Raw genomic sequence first — 15,763 nt, forward strand, 5'->3', positions numbered from 1 at the left:
GCCATGTTCATTAGCGCAATCTTGCAATACTCTCAATTCTTGCTTTTGCCAAGGCAATAGAAGTCTCAGAATCACCCATGCTTTCAATGAGTTTATTGGCATTTTCTATAGAGGCCGCAATCTCGCTTTCATTGCTGCCGCGAACCGAAACAGCCCCATCAGCCAAAACAATAACCTTCTCTTCATCCACCTTAACATATCCCCAGTTCACGGCAACCACATCGTGCTTGCCGCTTTCCAATTCAATGTCCATAACTCCCGCTTTTAACATAGAAACGAAAGAGGCGTGGCCTGGCAAGATACCAAACTCACCCTCAACCCCTGGGAGGGTTACCGCTTTAACATCGTGGGAAAAGATGAGTCCAAGCGGAGTGACAACTTCTAATTTTAATGTGCTCATACTAAATCCTTAAGGCGGTATTAGCCTTTTAGTTTTTCCGCTTTGGCAATCGCTTCTTCAATGCTACCCACCATATAGAATGCATTCTCAGGCATATCGTCGTATTTGCCTTCCAAGATGCCCTTAAATCCAGCAATGGACTCTTCTAATGTAACATACTTACCTGGACTTCCTGTAAAAACTTCTGCTACAAAGAAAGGTTGCGAAAGGAATTTTTCAATTTTACGCGCACGATCAACAACCATTTTATCTTCCTCGCTAAGTTCATCCATACCTAAAATAGCAATAATGTCTTGTAAATCTTTGTATTTTTGAAGCACAGCCTGAACGCCTCTAGCAACCTGATAGTGATCTTCTCCAAGAATTTGCGGATCAAGCATACGTGAACTTGAATCCAAAGGATCAACTGCAGGATAAATTCCTTTTTCAGCAATCGAACGGTTTAGAACTGTTGTTGCATCAAGGTGTGCAAATACTGTTGCAGGCGCTGGGTCAGTCAAGTCATCCGCAGGAACATAAACCGCTTGAACAGAAGTAATAGAACCTTTTTTGGTTGATGTAATGCGCTCTTGAAAGCGTCCCATTTCACTTGCAAGGGTCGGCTGATAGCCTACCGCGGAAGGGATACGCCCAAGGAGTGCTGACATTTCTGCTCCAGATTGAGAAAAGCGGAAAATGTTGTCAATAAACATCAATACGTCCAGTCCCATCTCATCCCTAAAATACTCAGCCATCGTCAAACCCGTCAATGCAATACGGTTACGTGCCCCTGGTGGTTCATTCATTTGGCCGTAGCACAGGGCTACTTTATCCAAAACGTTTGAATCTTTCATTTCATGGTAAAGGTCATTTCCTTCACGCGTTCGCTCGCCTACGCCTGCAAATACAGAATAGCCGCTGTGTTTAAAAGCAACGTTGTGAATAAGTTCCATAATAATAACGGTCTTTCCAACACCAGCGCCCCCAAACAAGCCAACTTTTCCACCTTTTGAATACGGGGCCAAAAGGTCAACAACCTTAATGCCTGTTTCAAAAATTTCAGATTTAGTGCTTTGTTCTTCAAAAAGAGGAGGATCACGGTGAATTGGCCATTTTGTCTCAGTTTCAACAGGCTCACCCTCATCAATTGCTTCGCCAATAACATTTAAAATGCGACCCAAAACTTTTTCGCCAACTGGCACCTGAATTGGGCTACCTTGAGCAACAGCTAAAAGGCCTCGCGTAAGCCCTTCGCTCATATCCATAGCAATAGTTCGCACTCGACCATCACCAAGGTGCGCCGCCACCTCTAAAACAAGCTTTGTCGGCTTGCCCTCTACCTCATAATTGACGACGATCGCTTCGTTGATTTTGGGAAGATAACCGCTAAAATCAACATCGACCACCGGACCCATGATCTGGCTTATAACTCCATTCATTGAATGCTCTCCTTTAATAGTTCACTCTGCATTTATTTCATTGACTCGACGCCACTGATAATCTCAATAAGCTCAGTGGTAATAGACTCTTGCCTTGCTTTGTTGTAAGCAATATTTAACGCCTCAACGCGTTCTTTAGCATTTTTTGTCGCACTATCCATTGCTTGCATTCGAGCACTGTGCTCTGCTGCTAACGAATCAACAAGTGCATAATACATGTTATACTCAAAGTATTTTTTCATCAATTCTTCGAGAATTTTTTCATCACCAACGGGCTCAAACTCCATAAGAGAAAGGGCAGCATCACTAGACGCCGCTGGCGGATCAACAGGAACTATGTCATTAATCTTTAGTTCTTGGGAAATCATATTCATATACCCATTATGAACCAAAACAACACCGTCGGTAACCCCGTTGCTAAAATCATCAATCGCATCAGCAATAATTTCTTGTGCTTTTTCATAAGAAGGCGCAGAACTCACACCCGCATATGTCTTAAGCAATTCAACGCCTTGAAAATTAAAAAATTCAATTCCCTTGCGACCAACTGCGCGTAATCGCACTTTTACTTTCTTTGCCTTATGGGTTTCAAGTAGGTTTTTTACTGCTTTAATTGTTTGAACATTAAAGCCACCACACAAACCTTTATCTGCTGTTACAAAAATAATATCAATCTTCGAAGGCTGCTCAATAGGTTGAAAAAAGCGGCTCTCAAGATTTCCACTTTTGTACTGGTTCACCTTATAGGCAATCTCAGAAAGCACTTCATTGATCTTTGCAGCATACACACGTGACTGCTTTGCAACCTCTTCTGCTTTTCGCAGCTTGGCCGTCGACACAAGTTTCATGGCACGCGTTGTCTTTTGCGTATTCTGAACACTCTTGATTTTTCTCTTAATTTCTTTTAAATTAGCCATGAAGCATCCTTACTTTACAGCAAAGGTCGTCTTAAACTCGTTCAATGCCTTTGATAGTAAATCTTCAATTTCTTTGTCAAGCACTTTCTTACTTCGAATTTGCTCTAAAATTTCTGGATATTTAGCTTCAATAAAGGGGTAAAGCTCTACTTCAAACGCACCCACATCACTTACTTCAATATCATCCAAATAACCCCTTGATCCCGCATAAATCAACAATACCTGCTTTTCAACAGGAAGCGGTGAGTAGGGCGGTTGTTTTAGAATCTCAACCATGCGCTGCCCGCGCTCTAGTTGCTTACGGCTTGACTCATCCAAGTCGCTTGCAAACTGAGCAAAAGCTTGAAGCTCACGGTATTGTGCAAGGTCTAGTCGCAATGTTCCAGAAACTTGTTTTGTTGCCTTGATTTGAGCAGCACCCCCAACACGTGAAACAGAAAGACCAACGTTAATAGCAGGACGAATACCCGAGTTGAACAAATCAGACTCAAGAAAAATCTGTCCGTCAGTGATAGAAATCACGTTTGTTGGAATATAGGCGGATACGTCCCCTGCCTGAGTTTCAATAATTGGCAGTGCCGTCAAAGAGCCAGCACCTAAAGAATCGTTAACCTTGGCAGCGCGCTCAAGCAATCGTGAGTGAAGGTAAAAAACATCACCAGGATAGGCTTCGCGACCCGGAGGACGTCTTAAAATAAGAGACATTTCACGGTAAGCAACCGCATGCTTGGAAAGGTCATCATAAACAATAAGCGCATGTCGTGAATTATCTCTAAAATACTCACCCATTGTCACCCCAGCATATGGTGCCAAAAATTGTAAAGCGGCGGAGTCGCTAGCACCCGCATTTACAACGATTGTATAGTCCATTGCTCCATGCTCTTCAAGCTTTTTGACCACTTGAGCGACTGTAGATTGCTTTTGTCCAATAGCAACATAAATACAGACGACATCTTGCCCTTTTTGGTTAATGATGGTGTCTACAGCTACAGTTGTTTTGCCTGTTTGTCGGTCACCAATAATAAGCTCGCGCTGTCCACGGCCAATCGGAACAAGCGCATCAATAGCTTTAAGTCCAGTCTGAAGCGGCTCATGAACAGACTTTCTTGCCATAATTCCTGGGGCCTTTTCTTCTACAAAGCGTGTTTCAGAGGCCTCAATTGGTCCTTTAGCGTCGATAGGCTCGCCCAACGGATTAACAACACGTCCAATCATCGCATCACCCACTGGCACGCGCAATAATTTTCCAAGCCGCTTAACAGAGGAGCCTTCTTGAATTCCTTTTCCACTTCCCAAAACAACAACACCAACACTTGATTCTTCAAGGTTTAGTGCCATACCACTTTCGCCATTTTCAAACTCAACCATCTCGCCGGCCATAACATTTTTGAGTCCATAGACATTAGCAACGCCGTCTGCTGTGGAAAGTACTTTTCCTGTCTCCTCTACATCAACATTTAGATCAAAATTTTCAATCCGCTCTTTGATGATTGAGCTGATTTCATCAGCCTTCATTTTTGCTCCCACGTATTTACTCCTTACCGCTTATATTGCTTTTAATATGTGTTCTGTAAGTTGAGACTTTAACCGCTCAACCGAAAAACTTACCTCAACCCCAAGATCCTCAAGTTCAATTTTAATACCTGGGTACTCACTTTTTTTAGAAGTCAAGTGAATTGTGGCACCAAATTTTTTACCAAAGCTCGCCTCAAGATTCTCCAGTTGACTCTTGGTAAGCTCAAATGAACCTACAACCGAGCCCACAAAACGGTTATTTTTGATTGACATTTGATAATCAAGCCCTTGTTTTATCTCGGGTAAAATTCCAAGTCTATCATGCATGCTCAATAGTTTAATAAGATTCACTAGCTTAAGCTGAGGCTCTGAAATCATTGAAAGAAGAAGCTCTTCTTTTTGTTTAGAACTTACCTCACAAGAATGGATAATAGTTTGAAATTTTTCAACCTCATAAGCCATACACATTTCCTGCAAAGCAGAAGAGAAAGCTTCCAGTTCATTATCCCCAAGAGTTTGCATGAGAGCGTTTACATATTTTTTTGCCACCAATTCTCTCATTAGGCCACCTTCCTTAAGACGATATGGACAAACTTATCGCGGTCCAGAGTTGCTGCATCTCCTTGGAATATTTCATCCATAACCTCAGAAACAGCCACACGCGTCATACGTCGCCTTTCAATTTCAACTTGCTCATTATGCGTTTTATCTAAATTTTCCAACTCTTGTGCAAGCTCTTTTTGAAACTTCTGTTTTAAAATTTCAACCTCTTTTTTTGTTGTCTGGATAAGGGACTTTGCAGAAACTTTTGCCTCTTCAACCCGACTCAACGCCTCTTCTTTTCTCGCTTTTGATTCTTTAAGCTTTTGCTGGATGGAGTCCAAACTTTCTGCAATTCCATTGATTCGCTGAAAGTAGGCGGACTTAATTGGCTCTGCCAAAAGATAATAAAGTATAGCGGCAAAGATAGCAAAGTTAATTGCGCGAGGTACAATATCATACTCTCCGCTGCCGCTACCAGCCGCAAATAAAACAGCGGGGCTAGCAAACAGAAGAAAGTATCGTATCATGGTCATACTCTGTCTCCTTATCTTAAATTTGATTGAGTTTTGACTGAACACTCTCTTTAAAAAGAGGCATTTGTGCCAATAACCCACTCTTGAGCTCAACGCGCTCTTTATCCAAGCCTTCCAAAAACGCCGTATACTCTTCTTCGAGCTCTGCTTTGCGTTGTTCAACTTTTTTTAAAGCAGCATCTTTGAACTCTTGAATAAAATCTGCACGCACCCTTACGGCTTCTGCTTTGGCTTCCCTGATAATGCGCTCTGCTTCTTCTTGATACGCATTAATATCGCTAGTATTTTTTCCAGCATTCTCATAGTCGTTTGCAATTGCACTGTCCCTATTATGAATAAATTCCAAAAGAGGGCGGTACAACATTTTGTTTAGCAAAACCAACATAACTAGAAAAACAGCTACTGCCACCAACAACAGCGCCGGACTAATATCCAACATGAGCTTACTCCTTGTATTGATAAACACCTAAGACAAAAATCAAAATACGGTGGATTGGTATCGAGCACTTTGTTAAAGTCGACCGGATTCTAACATAGTTAAAGAAAAAATTTTATTAAAATTAAATAATCTGTGACATTTTGTTAAGAAAATCTTCAATCTCTCTTTCATTTTTAAAAGCAATAGCAATAGAATTATTGGACACTTTCACCTTTAATCCAAACCCCTGAAGGCGCTCTTTTGCAGATGAAAGCAGTGGTGAAATTTCAGGTTTTGAAGTTTTTTTGCTAGCCGTTTTCCCTTCTTTTAGGCGTTTAATAAGTGTTTCTGTATCACGCACACTCAACTTTTGACCCAAGATGGTTTGCACAACTTTTTCTTCTTCTTCGGGACTTAATCCAACAATAATTTTTGCATGCCCTTGAGAAATTTTTCCCTCACTAATGTAGCGCTTTGTTTGTTCACTCAGACTCAACAATCGCAGGGTATTTGTAATTTGGGTGCGGCTTTTATGAATAATTTCTGAAAGTCCCTCTTGCGTAATGGCGTATTCTTCAATAAGCTCATAGTAAGCATTGGCCAGCTCAACAGGGTTAAGGTTTTCGCGCTGAATATTTTCAATAAGCGCAAGCTCACGCAAATTCTCTGAAGCAATATCTGCCACAATTGCTTTGATGTATTCAACGCCAGCAAGCTTACTTGCCCGCAGTCGTCGCTCACCTGCAAGCAACATGTAACCGTCTTCTTTTTCAACAACCAAAATAGGCTGCAAAAGCCCATGTTTTTTTATTGATCTTGAAAGCTCTTCCAGTGCAGTTTCATCAAAGTGAGTACGAGGCTGAAAAGGATTGGGACGAATAGCATTTATTTCAATCTCGCGCACCAAATCCGCACTGTGTCCATTCAGCTCTTGGTTGTAAGCATCTTCAACATCACCAATAATAGCCCCAAGTCCTCTTCCTAATGCTTTTTTAGCCATACTAACTTACCATAATCGATTGAGCCAAATCTTGGTATGCTTGGGAGCCTGGCGATTTGATATCATAAAGGATGATAGGTTTTCCAAAGCTTGGGGATTCTGCTAACTTTACGTTGCGCGGAATAACAACATAATCTCCTCCTTGCTTATCTACAAAAAGTTTGCTTTTGAAATGTTGTTTCAAATCAGCAAACACTTGCTTTGAGAGGTTATTTTGAATGCTAAACATCGTTGGCAAAAACCCTTTTATTTCCAATTTTGGATTAATTGTTTTCTTAATCAGTTTTACGGTGTTTAGAAGTTGTGCCAACCCTTCTAAAGCATAAAATTCGCACTGGATTGGTATGATGATAGAGTTTGCAGCGCCCAACGCGTTGATTGTGATACTGCCAAGAGCAGGTGGTGAGTCAATAATAATATAGTCGTATTGATCGGCAATTTCTTCAATTTTTGTTTTTAAAATAAGCTCTCTTCCCTTGGTTTTGTTATCATAAAATTCTTTTTCAACACCAACAAGGCCGATATTCGAGGGAGCCAAATGGAGTGTTGGCAGGGAAGTTTTTAGGATAATTTGAGACATGCGCTTGCGACCAATAAGCACGTGATAAATGTTAAACTCGTAATCATTGCGGCTAAATCCCATGCCTGTTGTGGCGTTAGCTTGGGGGTCGATATCTATCAGCAACACACGCTTTTCGGCAACAGCCAAAGATGCTGCAAGGTTCACCGCCGTGGTTGTCTTTCCTACGCCACCCTTTTGGTTGGCAATTGCGATTATTTCACTCATCGTAAGCTGTACACCTTTTTGTTTCCAATCTGAATCGAGCCATCACTACACAAGAGCGCCTCGCGTAAAGAGACTTTCTCTTCGCCAATATGACATGTTGATACTTTGCTATGCTCGAATTCTAACTTATATTTACTAAAAATATTCTTCCACGAGGGCAAGGCCGAAAGTCTGTGCAAAAAAGATTCTAAAAATCCTTGAGCCTCTAAAACGGTGTCTAAAACCCCAAATGGCGGGGTTGATGTCTTTAAATTGATGCCCATAGAAACAACGATGCACGCTCCCGTCTTAATGCTCATTATCCCGCCAATTTTCTGGCTTTCCACATACAAGTCATTGGGCCATTTTACCCATGCCCTCGAACCTGCGTCGCAAAGAATCTGTTTTGCTATCATCCCAAAATAGATCGAAACAGACGCCAAAGGCAAATCCTTTGGAAGATGTTCCTCCTTTACACACAAACTCAAAAAAAGATTGCCACTTCCGCCTTCCCATTGGTTGCCTCGGCTTCCCACTCCCTGCGTTTGCTCTCTCGCTGTTATCACAACAGGGGGTTGCAAAGTGTTATTTTTTAATCCCTCTAAGACATACTGATGGGTTGAAGGGGTTGATTCAAGAAAGTAATGCTCCAACGCCACTCCTTTTTCCTGCCAAATAATCCTTTACATGTAAAGGCTTCTTTGAAGGCGCCTGCACATAGCAAACGCGCACGCTCCCTTGTGAACATCCTATGACTGCACCTTCTTTATCTAATGCAAGAATCTCTCCAGGTTGGTACCCGCCCGTACTGGACTCCACACAAAGCTCCAAAAGCTTAAGGCCACTAGATAACCAAAGGCCCGGCCATGGTGTTAGTGCTTGAAATTTTCGGCACAACACGGTACTGCTCGATGAAAAATCTACAATCCCTTGTGCTTTTGAAATTTTCGGTGCATAGGATGCTAGGGCATTGTGTTGAGGCAAGGGAAACACGGCATCTAGCTGCTGAAGGGTTCTTAAAGTTAATGTGGCCGCACACGCTGCTAAAGCTTCAAAAACTTCTGGTGCTTTTATGTGTGGGTCTAAAGAAAGGTAAGCATAGCCAATCATAGCACCCGTGTCCAATCCCTTGTCCATTAGCATAGCGGTTACTCCCGTATAAGCATCGCCCGCCAAAAGTGCTGCTTGAATAGGGCTTGCGCCTCGGTATCTTGGAAGCAGTGAGGCGTGGAGATTAATACAAGGGGCAATGTCCAACACAGATTGAGGCAAAAGCTGTCCGTAAGCAGCCACCACAATCACATCAGGCGATAAGGCTCGCAGTGTTTCTTGAATTTCAGGAAGTTTTAGCGAAGAGGGTTGAAACAGCGGAATCAAAGGATGCCCATTAAGAAGGCACTCTTTGACATGGGGTGGCTTCAGGAGTTTATTGCGTCCCGCAGGCTTGTCAGGTTGTGTAAACACGCCCACAACCTGACACTCATCCCACCCCAAAAGAGCCTCAAGGATAGACGTTGCATACTCGGGTGTTCCCATAAACACCACGCGCATTACGCCTCCCTTGGAGGGCAAAATAGGGTTCCCCCTTCGTGCTTATCGTGAAGCAAAAAACTGTACACGTCTTTGAGTTCAAAGCCACTTGCCATAAACATAGCGCCCTTGCGTTGGAGTAAAAAATTAGCGGCTTTAAGCTTAGTAACAATGCCTCCTGTGGCAAATTCAGTGCCCGGAGAAAAGGGTAAATGCAGCTCTTCTTCTTTAATTTCATGAACAATCTTGCGCATTTTGGCATCGGAGTTCTTGCGGGGATCTTTGTCGTAATAACCGTCAATATCCGATAAAATTACTAAAATATCCGCATCAAAATAGTGAGCCACATGCGCAGAAAGTTGGTCGTTGTCTCCAAAAACAATCTCTTCCGTGGCCGTAGCATCATTTTCATTAATGATAGGCAAAACACCTTGCCCTATCAAGGCATTAATGACATTTTGTGCATTTTTAGTGCGTTTGCGCGAGTCAAAATCTTCTGCAGTAATAAGCACTTGAGCCCCCATTTTAGAAAAATGCGAAAGCTTTTTGTTATACGTCTCAATCAAATAAGGCTGGCCAATAGCAGCAAGGGCTTGGCGATTTCCAAGGATACTTTTATCCAATTTAAGCCTCGTGTAGCCAGCAGCAATCGCGGCAGAGGAGACCAAAATCACCTCATATTTTTCCATCAGCGCCACCAAAAACTCCACAAGATTAAACATACGCTCGCGGCTAAGGTGATTTTGTTCGCTCAAAACATGGGTGCCAACTTTAACAACAACGCGTTTCATCTTCTCGTACCTTTTGAACTAAATCGGAAAGCGCAAAACGAAGGGCCTCTGTATTTCCATGGGTTACCGAAGAAAGTGGCAATACAAAATAAGGCTTTTTGGCGTCAAACTCATGGTAATCTTGGAAATAGGAAGGGAGCTCTCCCGTGAGTCGATAGCGCTCTTTCGGCGGGCAAACTTCTAACTTCAAGTGCGCTAAAAATGCCTCGATATCGCCTGCAATATTTTCACTATAAGCCCCATCGTAGCGCGTTAAGGCAATAGCAAAATAGCGCGAAGAAAGCAACGAAGAGTACTTGACAAGTTCTTGCTTTAACGTTTCATACTGCTCAATCAAAGGTCGGTAATTAGCCAAATCTATCATAAAAAGCAAGCATTTTGTCCGCTCAATGTGACGCAAGAATTCAAGCCCCAAGCCTCTGCCCTCGCTGGCTCCTTCAATGATGCCAGGAATATCGGCCATCACGTAGGAATTGTACATATCCACCTCAACCATGCCAAGCTTGGGTGTTAGGGTTGTAAATTCATAGTTAGCAATCTCAGGCGTAGCGTTTGAAAGGGTAGAAATGAGCGTGGATTTACCCACATTAGGAAACCCCACCAAGCCCACATCAGCAATAAGCTTAAGCTCCAAACGCACGGCTTTAATCTGGCCTGGTTTACCCGGTTGTGAATGGGTGGGACGCTGGTTCACAGAGTTTTTAAAATGGGTGTTTCCAAGACCGCCCATGCCGCCTTCTAAAAAAACAACCTTTTGCCCATGTTCCACCAAATCCATAAGCACTTCGCCGTTCTCTTGATCAAGAATCTGTGTTCCTGGAGGAATGATGACTTCAAGGGATTCGCCTTTTTTGCCATACATATTTCGCCCCATGCCCGCTTCGCCATTTTTTGCTTTCAGTGCGCGCTTTCCTTTAAAATGGGAAAGGGTGTGAGTATTGTTATCAACACACAGGACAATATCCCCACCTCGGCCGCCATCGCCGCCATCAGGTCCGCCCATAATGACGTGCTTCTCGCGCCGAAATGAAACGGCACCGGGGCCACCTTTGCCTGCGCTCAGGGTTAGTTCAACGGTATCTATAAACATGGGTCTACCTTTTTTACATGTAAGAACGAAATAGTATGAAACAAAACGAGGACGGGTAGGCCAAGCCTACCCATGAGAGAAAGTGAACTATGCGGGGTAAACAGAAACTTTTTTTCTGTCGCGGTCTTTGCGCTCAAACTTCACATAGCCGTCAACCAACGCGTAAAGGGTATGGTCTGTGCCCATACCTACGTTGCTGCCCTTATGTGTTTTTGTGCCACGCTGACGAATGATAATGTTGCCAGCTCGTACAAATTCTCCACCGAATTTTTTTACACCAAGCCGACGACCGGCGGAGTCTCGGTTATTCTGGGTACTACCTTGACCTTTCTTATGTGCCATTGTTTCTCCTTAGCTCGCGATTTTTACGACTTTAACTCGGGTAAACTCACGGCGGAAACCGCGCTTGAGTTTAGAGTCTTTTCGTCGTCGCTTTTTATAAATAACAACTTTTTTATCTTTACCAGAAGTAACTACTTCAAGTGTTACTTTTGCGCCTTCTACCAATGGTGTTCCCACCGTCAACTCACCATTGTTAATGGCAAGCACTTCCGTAACCTCGATTACGTCTTTCGGGGCAGCGTCAAGTTTATCGACATTTAAAAAGTCGCCTTCTTGCACTTTGTATTGCTTGCCGCCGTTTTTAATGATAGCGTACATTGCTAATCCTTAAGAATTTTGGATTACCATAGGGCACTTTTTGAAAATTTCAAGAAAGATTTTGGAGCACCTAAATGGCATATAAGAGGCGCATAATAGCCAAAAAAAAATTAAGCCTAGTTTAAAATAATTGCGCGCACCTCATCAATCAAAGCGATGGAAGCTTCAATTTCTGCCTTACGGATAGCCACACTTTCTATATTAAACCCAACAGGAACACCCTTGGCAGTGCCGTACATGTAAAGCATTTTTGCCACATAGCGGATATGCGCCATCGATCCCCCCAGCATATCATCTGAAGCCAAAAGCATCTCTTCTAGCATGGAGGGGATATGAATCCCTAGCCATTTCATGAACGTAAGGGTTTTTTCCGATCCGCATGGCGTAAGGGTAAAAACGATAGGCACCAAGGGAAGGTTTTTAGCCTGAGAAAGCGCCACATAATCATCCAAAAAGCGCTTAGATGCCTCCAAATCATACACGGCTTGGGTCACAAAAAAACTACATCCCTCTTCAACTTTACGGACCACGCGCTCATGTTCATCATGTTTTTTCATGTGCCGCTCTGGGATAGCAATACCCCCAAGCAGCAAATCTGGTGCTACCTCTCGTTTCAAAGCGTACGCTTCTTGCATGCTAAGCGTCATCTGCTGCGTACGTGAAGCTGCCCCCACAAATACACATAAGGCCGCAGCATTATTGTGCTCTTCAAGCCAAGCTTGGGTTTGGGCTTTGGTGTATTTTCCTATTGCTCGGTATAAAATAGAAGGGGTAGACAATTCCTTGAGATAAGAAGAAGCGTATGTTGCTGGGTCAATGGTCTCCAAAAAAGGAAAGGGGCGCTCTTGATTGGTGCGCTGGGCCTCATCTTGTAAATCATACACCACCACACCATCAATAGTGCTATTTTTTAATCGTGCGCACTGCCGTGCAGCAATCTCTTGAATTTGGCTAGGCGTGTTAGTGGCCTTAGGGGGCGTAAGACCATACAGCACAATGCCCGCCTGTCTTTGATGAATCTGTTCCACAACATTCTCCTTTTAAGTGTGGCGTATTTTACTTGCTCTGACTTAGCTTTTGCTTTTGCTTTGTTTTTAAGACGGGCTATGTTAAGTTGCTGTACATAACACTCAAAACGAAGACACCTTAAGTGTTTTCGTTTTTACCCCATCAAGGAGACCCCCATGCAGTATCTGGTTGCTGGACTTATTATTTCTACTTTATTCCTAAGTGGCTGCGACAAAAAAGAGGCTTCGACCCACACTCCTCCCACCACAACCACCCAGGCAAGCCCTTCTGTTGCTAGTGATTCTCCCAAAAAAGAGGCAGCACAAGAGAAAGACGACATTGAAAAACAAATTGCCCAAGCGCTAACCCCTGCGCAAGAGGAAGTGGCTAAAAAACTGGAAGAGACCAACAAAGAGCTCTCTGAACGTTTAGCGCAAACAGCACAAGAAGGAAATGAAAAGATTCAAGAAACCCTTGAAGCCACAACATCTACACTCATGGTGAGCGAAAAATCCGCACCCCAAAAAGCAAATGCCTGTGCCACTTGCCATGGAGCAAAGGGAGAAAAAGTTGCCCTAGGGCGCAGCAAAATTCTCAATGAAATGACGTCTCAAGAGATCAAAGATTCTCTTTTGGGATACCAAGAGGGTACTTACGGTGGTGCCATGAAAGCAATGATGCAAACACAGGTAAGGAATTTAACAAAAAAAGAGATTGGAGCCTTAGCCCAATTTTACGCCAAGCCATAACAAGATTTCTTGTTATGGCTTGGGAGGGTTTTAAATGACCATGTTGGTGTAATAATCTATTTGATCTTTTTTCAAAATACGAATATAGTTAGTACTTCCCGCCACACCAGTAGGGTACCCTGCGGTCGCCACATAAGTTTTTTCAGGGTCAACAAACCCTAACTTTACTGCTTTTTGAACCGCAGTGGCCAACATAAGGTTAAGGCTGGTTTTTTCCACCGTCATAATGGGTTCAACGCCCCATGCTATCGTCAATGAACGTGCCGTTTTTTCATCGTGTGTTACGGCGTAAATATCCACGCTTGTGCGGTATCTTGCCATTTTTTTCGCAGATTGCCCAGAGCCTGTAAGGGACATAATGGCTCTGGCGTTAAGCTCCACAGCAAGACGCGCTGTTGAAGAGGCAATCATATCTGTTTCATCTAGGTATTCAAATTTATCAAACTTGCCATAGGGGTAAACGCTTTCGGTCTCTTTGATGGTAGCCGCCATTGTTTCGACAACTTTAACAGGGTTTTTACCAATGGCGCTCTCCTCCGAGAGCATCACGGCGTCCGTCCCGTCCAACACGGCATTGGCCACATCGCTAATCTCTGCGCGGGTAGCTGTTTCGTTTTGCGCCATCGATAAAAGCATTTGCGTGGCTGTAATAACAGGCTTTGAGGCGGCGTTAGCTTTTTTAATAATACGCTTTTGAATACTAGGGACTTTGTAATAAGGCACTTCGATGCCCAAGTCTCCTCTAGCAACCATCAATCCGTCGCTCGCGTCCAAAATAGCATCAATATTCTCTACCGCATCAAATTTTTCAATTTTAGCAAAGAGTTGTATCTTGCCTCCATTGGCATCCAAAATTTCCCGTGCGCGCACCATGTCTTGGGCGCGTTGCACAAAAGAAACAGCAATAAAATCAATATCATGGGCAATTGCCCAGAGCATATCGCGCTCATCTTTGGGCGTAATGACATCTATATTTAACTTCGTATTGGGAAAATTGACCCCTTTGTTGGAGGCGAGCTTGCCACTGTTTTCCACACGCGCAACAATCCGTTCACCCGCCTCCACAACTCTGGTGCGAATCATGCCATCGTACAAATAGATGTACTCATCTACGTTCAATAGCGTAAGAATTTGAGGTTGATTAATGCTAAGCTCATACACGCCTTCACTCTTTTGTTTTCCCACGATTTCGCCGCGCACAAATTCAAGAGTATCGCCCTCCTTGAGAGAAAACTCTGTTTCAAGTTTTCCAACGCGAATTTTTGGGCCACAAATGTCTTGCAAAACACCAACTTTTTTGCCTGTTTGCTGTTCTGCTTGACGAATTTTTTCCAAAGTAGCCTCGTGGTATTCATGCGAACCGTGGCTAAAGTTAAGGCGAAAGACATTAACACCTGCTAAAATAAGCCCGCAAAGTGTTTCAATACTATCGCTTGCTGGACCCACAGTAGCCAAAATTTTTGTACGTTTTTCCATTGACAAACTCCTAAGAAGTGATATTGTATGCACTATCCTAACACGAACCCATTACAAAATCTTTACATGTAAAGATGGTGAATAAAAAGTAACAAAATAACATACATTGATTTAAAAAACAGTAAACGTTTTCTTTCACAGGCACCTTTTGCTACAATAATCCACGCTACATGTAAAGGAGAACCCATGCGTATTGAAAAAGAAAACACCCTTTTGATGGTCGTTGATGTTCAAGAGCGTCTCATTCCTCATGTTGCCAACTCCGTTGCGTTGGTCGAGAACATTGCCAAGCTTATTGAGGGCTTTAAGCATCTTGGTGTTCCTACAGTGCTAAATGAGCAATACCGCAAAGGCCTTGGTGAAACCCTTCCTTCCATAAAAACATTGCTCGAAGGTGTTAAATGTTACGAAAAGGCCACCTTTAGCTGTTGCCAAAACACACCGACCCTCACCCATGTTCTTGAGAGTGGAAAAAAAGTCGTTGTTGTTGTAGGCGCCGAAACCCACGTGTGCATTTTACAAACGTGCTTGGATTTGCTCGCTAGCGGAGTATTGCCTGTGGTGGTGGTAGATTGCGTAAGTTCGCGAAAAACCCTTGACCATGACATTGCCCTAAAACGCATGGCGCACTCAGGTGTTGTGCTTTCAACACTGGAGTCTATTTTGTTTGAATTGTGCAAAAGCTCAAAAGAACCCACGTTCAAAGCAATCAGCGCCCTCATCAAATAATTTTTTGCAAAACCGCGCGCCATCAAACCGCTGCTTGTGCCCCAAAAGCGCAAGCAGACTGGCTAATTAATAGCACATAAATGTCAAAAACAGTAAAATGCGCGCCATTACGTCACGAGGATTTGAATGTCAACATCTACCCATATCTTTAAAGAAACCTTTGCATTTTTAGAGCAACATATCGACGAAAGCTTTTATTGTGAATCTTTTGATGAAGTCC

The 15,763-nt window shown here is 43.1% G+C and carries 19 protein-coding genes; 2 read left to right on the forward strand and 17 right to left on the reverse strand.

Features of this window, described 5'->3' with window-relative positions; translation table 11 throughout:
- Window positions 1-10: 10 nt before the first annotated feature.
- The 16 genes from atpC to JWV37_RS02845 form a co-directional block, all read right to left on the reverse strand.
- The gene (atpC, locus tag JWV37_RS02770; protein WP_205458123.1) at window positions 11-400 is read right to left on the reverse strand and encodes an ATP synthase F1 subunit epsilon; all 390 of its coding nucleotides are present in this window, start codon (window positions 398-400) and stop codon (window positions 11-13) included.
- A 20-nt stretch (window positions 401-420) separates the two neighbouring features.
- A complete protein-coding gene (gene atpD, locus JWV37_RS02775; RefSeq protein ID WP_205458124.1) occupies window positions 421-1,818 on the reverse strand; it encodes a F0F1 ATP synthase subunit beta in 1,398 nt (465 codons plus the stop codon).
- Window positions 1,819-1,850: 32 nt separating this feature from the next.
- Window positions 1,851-2,735, reverse strand: coding sequence for an ATP synthase F1 subunit gamma (atpG, locus tag JWV37_RS02780; protein WP_205458125.1), 885 nt, complete (start codon window positions 2,733-2,735; stop codon window positions 1,851-1,853).
- Window positions 2,736-2,744: 9 nt separating this feature from the next.
- Window positions 2,745-4,250: a F0F1 ATP synthase subunit alpha gene (atpA, locus tag JWV37_RS02785; protein ID WP_205458151.1), complete on the reverse strand. Its 1,506-nt coding sequence runs from the start codon at window positions 4,248-4,250 to the stop codon at window positions 2,745-2,747.
- A 30-nt stretch (window positions 4,251-4,280) separates the two neighbouring features.
- Window positions 4,281-4,811 (reverse strand): F0F1 ATP synthase subunit delta, encoded by a 531-nt coding sequence (locus JWV37_RS02790; RefSeq protein ID WP_205458126.1) that lies wholly within the window; start codon window positions 4,809-4,811, stop codon window positions 4,281-4,283.
- Window positions 4,811-5,326 carry a F0F1 ATP synthase subunit B gene (locus tag JWV37_RS02795; protein ID WP_240331971.1) on the reverse strand — a complete coding sequence of 172 codons (516 nt, stop codon included), beginning with the start codon at window positions 5,324-5,326 and terminating at the stop codon, window positions 4,811-4,813. Before JWV37_RS02795 ends, JWV37_RS02790 begins: the two co-directional genes overlap by 1 nt.
- Window positions 5,327-5,342: 16 nt before the next feature.
- Window positions 5,343-5,765 (reverse strand): FoF1 ATP synthase subunit B', encoded by a 423-nt coding sequence (locus JWV37_RS02800; RefSeq protein WP_205458127.1) that lies wholly within the window; start codon window positions 5,763-5,765, stop codon window positions 5,343-5,345.
- Between the two features lie 121 nt (window positions 5,766-5,886).
- On the reverse strand, window positions 5,887-6,744 hold the full coding sequence (locus JWV37_RS02805) for a ParB/RepB/Spo0J family partition protein (RefSeq protein ID WP_205458128.1): 858 nt from the start codon (window positions 6,742-6,744) through the stop codon (window positions 5,887-5,889).
- A 1-nt stretch (window position 6,745) separates the two neighbouring features.
- Complete coding sequence (locus JWV37_RS02810; protein ID WP_205458129.1) at window positions 6,746-7,531, reverse strand: ParA family protein; 786 nt, start codon at window positions 7,529-7,531, stop codon at window positions 6,746-6,748.
- A complete protein-coding gene (locus JWV37_RS02815) occupies window positions 7,528-8,163 on the reverse strand; it encodes a biotin--[acetyl-CoA-carboxylase] ligase (RefSeq protein ID WP_205458130.1) in 636 nt (211 codons plus the stop codon). The genes JWV37_RS02810 and JWV37_RS02815 overlap by 4 nt, the downstream gene beginning before the upstream one ends.
- Complete coding sequence (gene fmt, locus JWV37_RS02820) at window positions 8,144-9,061, reverse strand: methionyl-tRNA formyltransferase (RefSeq protein ID WP_205458131.1); 918 nt, start codon at window positions 9,059-9,061, stop codon at window positions 8,144-8,146. Before fmt ends, JWV37_RS02815 begins: the two co-directional genes overlap by 20 nt.
- Window positions 9,061-9,831 (reverse strand): glutamate 5-kinase, encoded by a 771-nt coding sequence (gene proB, locus JWV37_RS02825; RefSeq protein ID WP_205458132.1) that lies wholly within the window; start codon window positions 9,829-9,831, stop codon window positions 9,061-9,063. The genes fmt and proB overlap by 1 nt, the downstream gene beginning before the upstream one ends.
- Window positions 9,812-10,921, reverse strand: a complete 1,110-nt coding sequence (obgE, locus tag JWV37_RS02830) for a GTPase ObgE (RefSeq protein WP_205458133.1) — start codon at window positions 10,919-10,921, stop codon at window positions 9,812-9,814. The genes proB and obgE overlap by 20 nt, the downstream gene beginning before the upstream one ends.
- An 87-nt stretch (window positions 10,922-11,008) precedes the next feature.
- Window positions 11,009-11,263 carry a 50S ribosomal protein L27 gene (gene rpmA / locus JWV37_RS02835; protein WP_205458134.1) on the reverse strand — a complete coding sequence of 85 codons (255 nt, stop codon included), beginning with the start codon at window positions 11,261-11,263 and terminating at the stop codon, window positions 11,009-11,011.
- A gap of 9 nt (window positions 11,264-11,272) precedes the next feature.
- Window positions 11,273-11,581: a 50S ribosomal protein L21 gene (gene rplU / locus JWV37_RS02840; RefSeq protein WP_205458135.1), complete on the reverse strand. Its 309-nt coding sequence runs from the start codon at window positions 11,579-11,581 to the stop codon at window positions 11,273-11,275.
- Between the two features lie 116 nt (window positions 11,582-11,697).
- Window positions 11,698-12,609, reverse strand: coding sequence for a methylenetetrahydrofolate reductase (locus JWV37_RS02845; RefSeq protein WP_205458136.1), 912 nt, complete (start codon window positions 12,607-12,609; stop codon window positions 11,698-11,700).
- A gap of 156 nt (window positions 12,610-12,765) precedes the next feature.
- Between JWV37_RS02845 and JWV37_RS02850 the strand changes: the two genes are divergently transcribed.
- Complete coding sequence (locus JWV37_RS02850) at window positions 12,766-13,338, forward strand: c-type cytochrome (protein ID WP_205458137.1); 573 nt, start codon at window positions 12,766-12,768, stop codon at window positions 13,336-13,338.
- A gap of 30 nt (window positions 13,339-13,368) precedes the next feature.
- Here JWV37_RS02850 and pyk read toward each other — a convergent pair whose 3' ends face one another.
- The gene (pyk, locus tag JWV37_RS02855; RefSeq protein ID WP_205458138.1) at window positions 13,369-14,814 is read right to left on the reverse strand and encodes a pyruvate kinase; all 1,446 of its coding nucleotides are present in this window, start codon (window positions 14,812-14,814) and stop codon (window positions 13,369-13,371) included.
- Between the two features lie 186 nt (window positions 14,815-15,000).
- Between pyk and JWV37_RS02860 the strand changes: the two genes are divergently transcribed.
- Entirely contained in the window at window positions 15,001-15,543 is a 543-nt protein-coding gene (locus JWV37_RS02860) for an isochorismatase family protein (RefSeq protein WP_205458139.1), read from the forward strand.
- Window positions 15,544-15,763 lie beyond the last annotated feature (220 nt).

It is taken from the genome of Sulfurospirillum tamanense, assembly GCF_016937535.1.
In the GTDB taxonomy this organism is placed as follows: domain Bacteria; phylum Campylobacterota; class Campylobacteria; order Campylobacterales; family Campylobacteraceae; genus Sulfurospirillum_B; species Sulfurospirillum_B tamanense.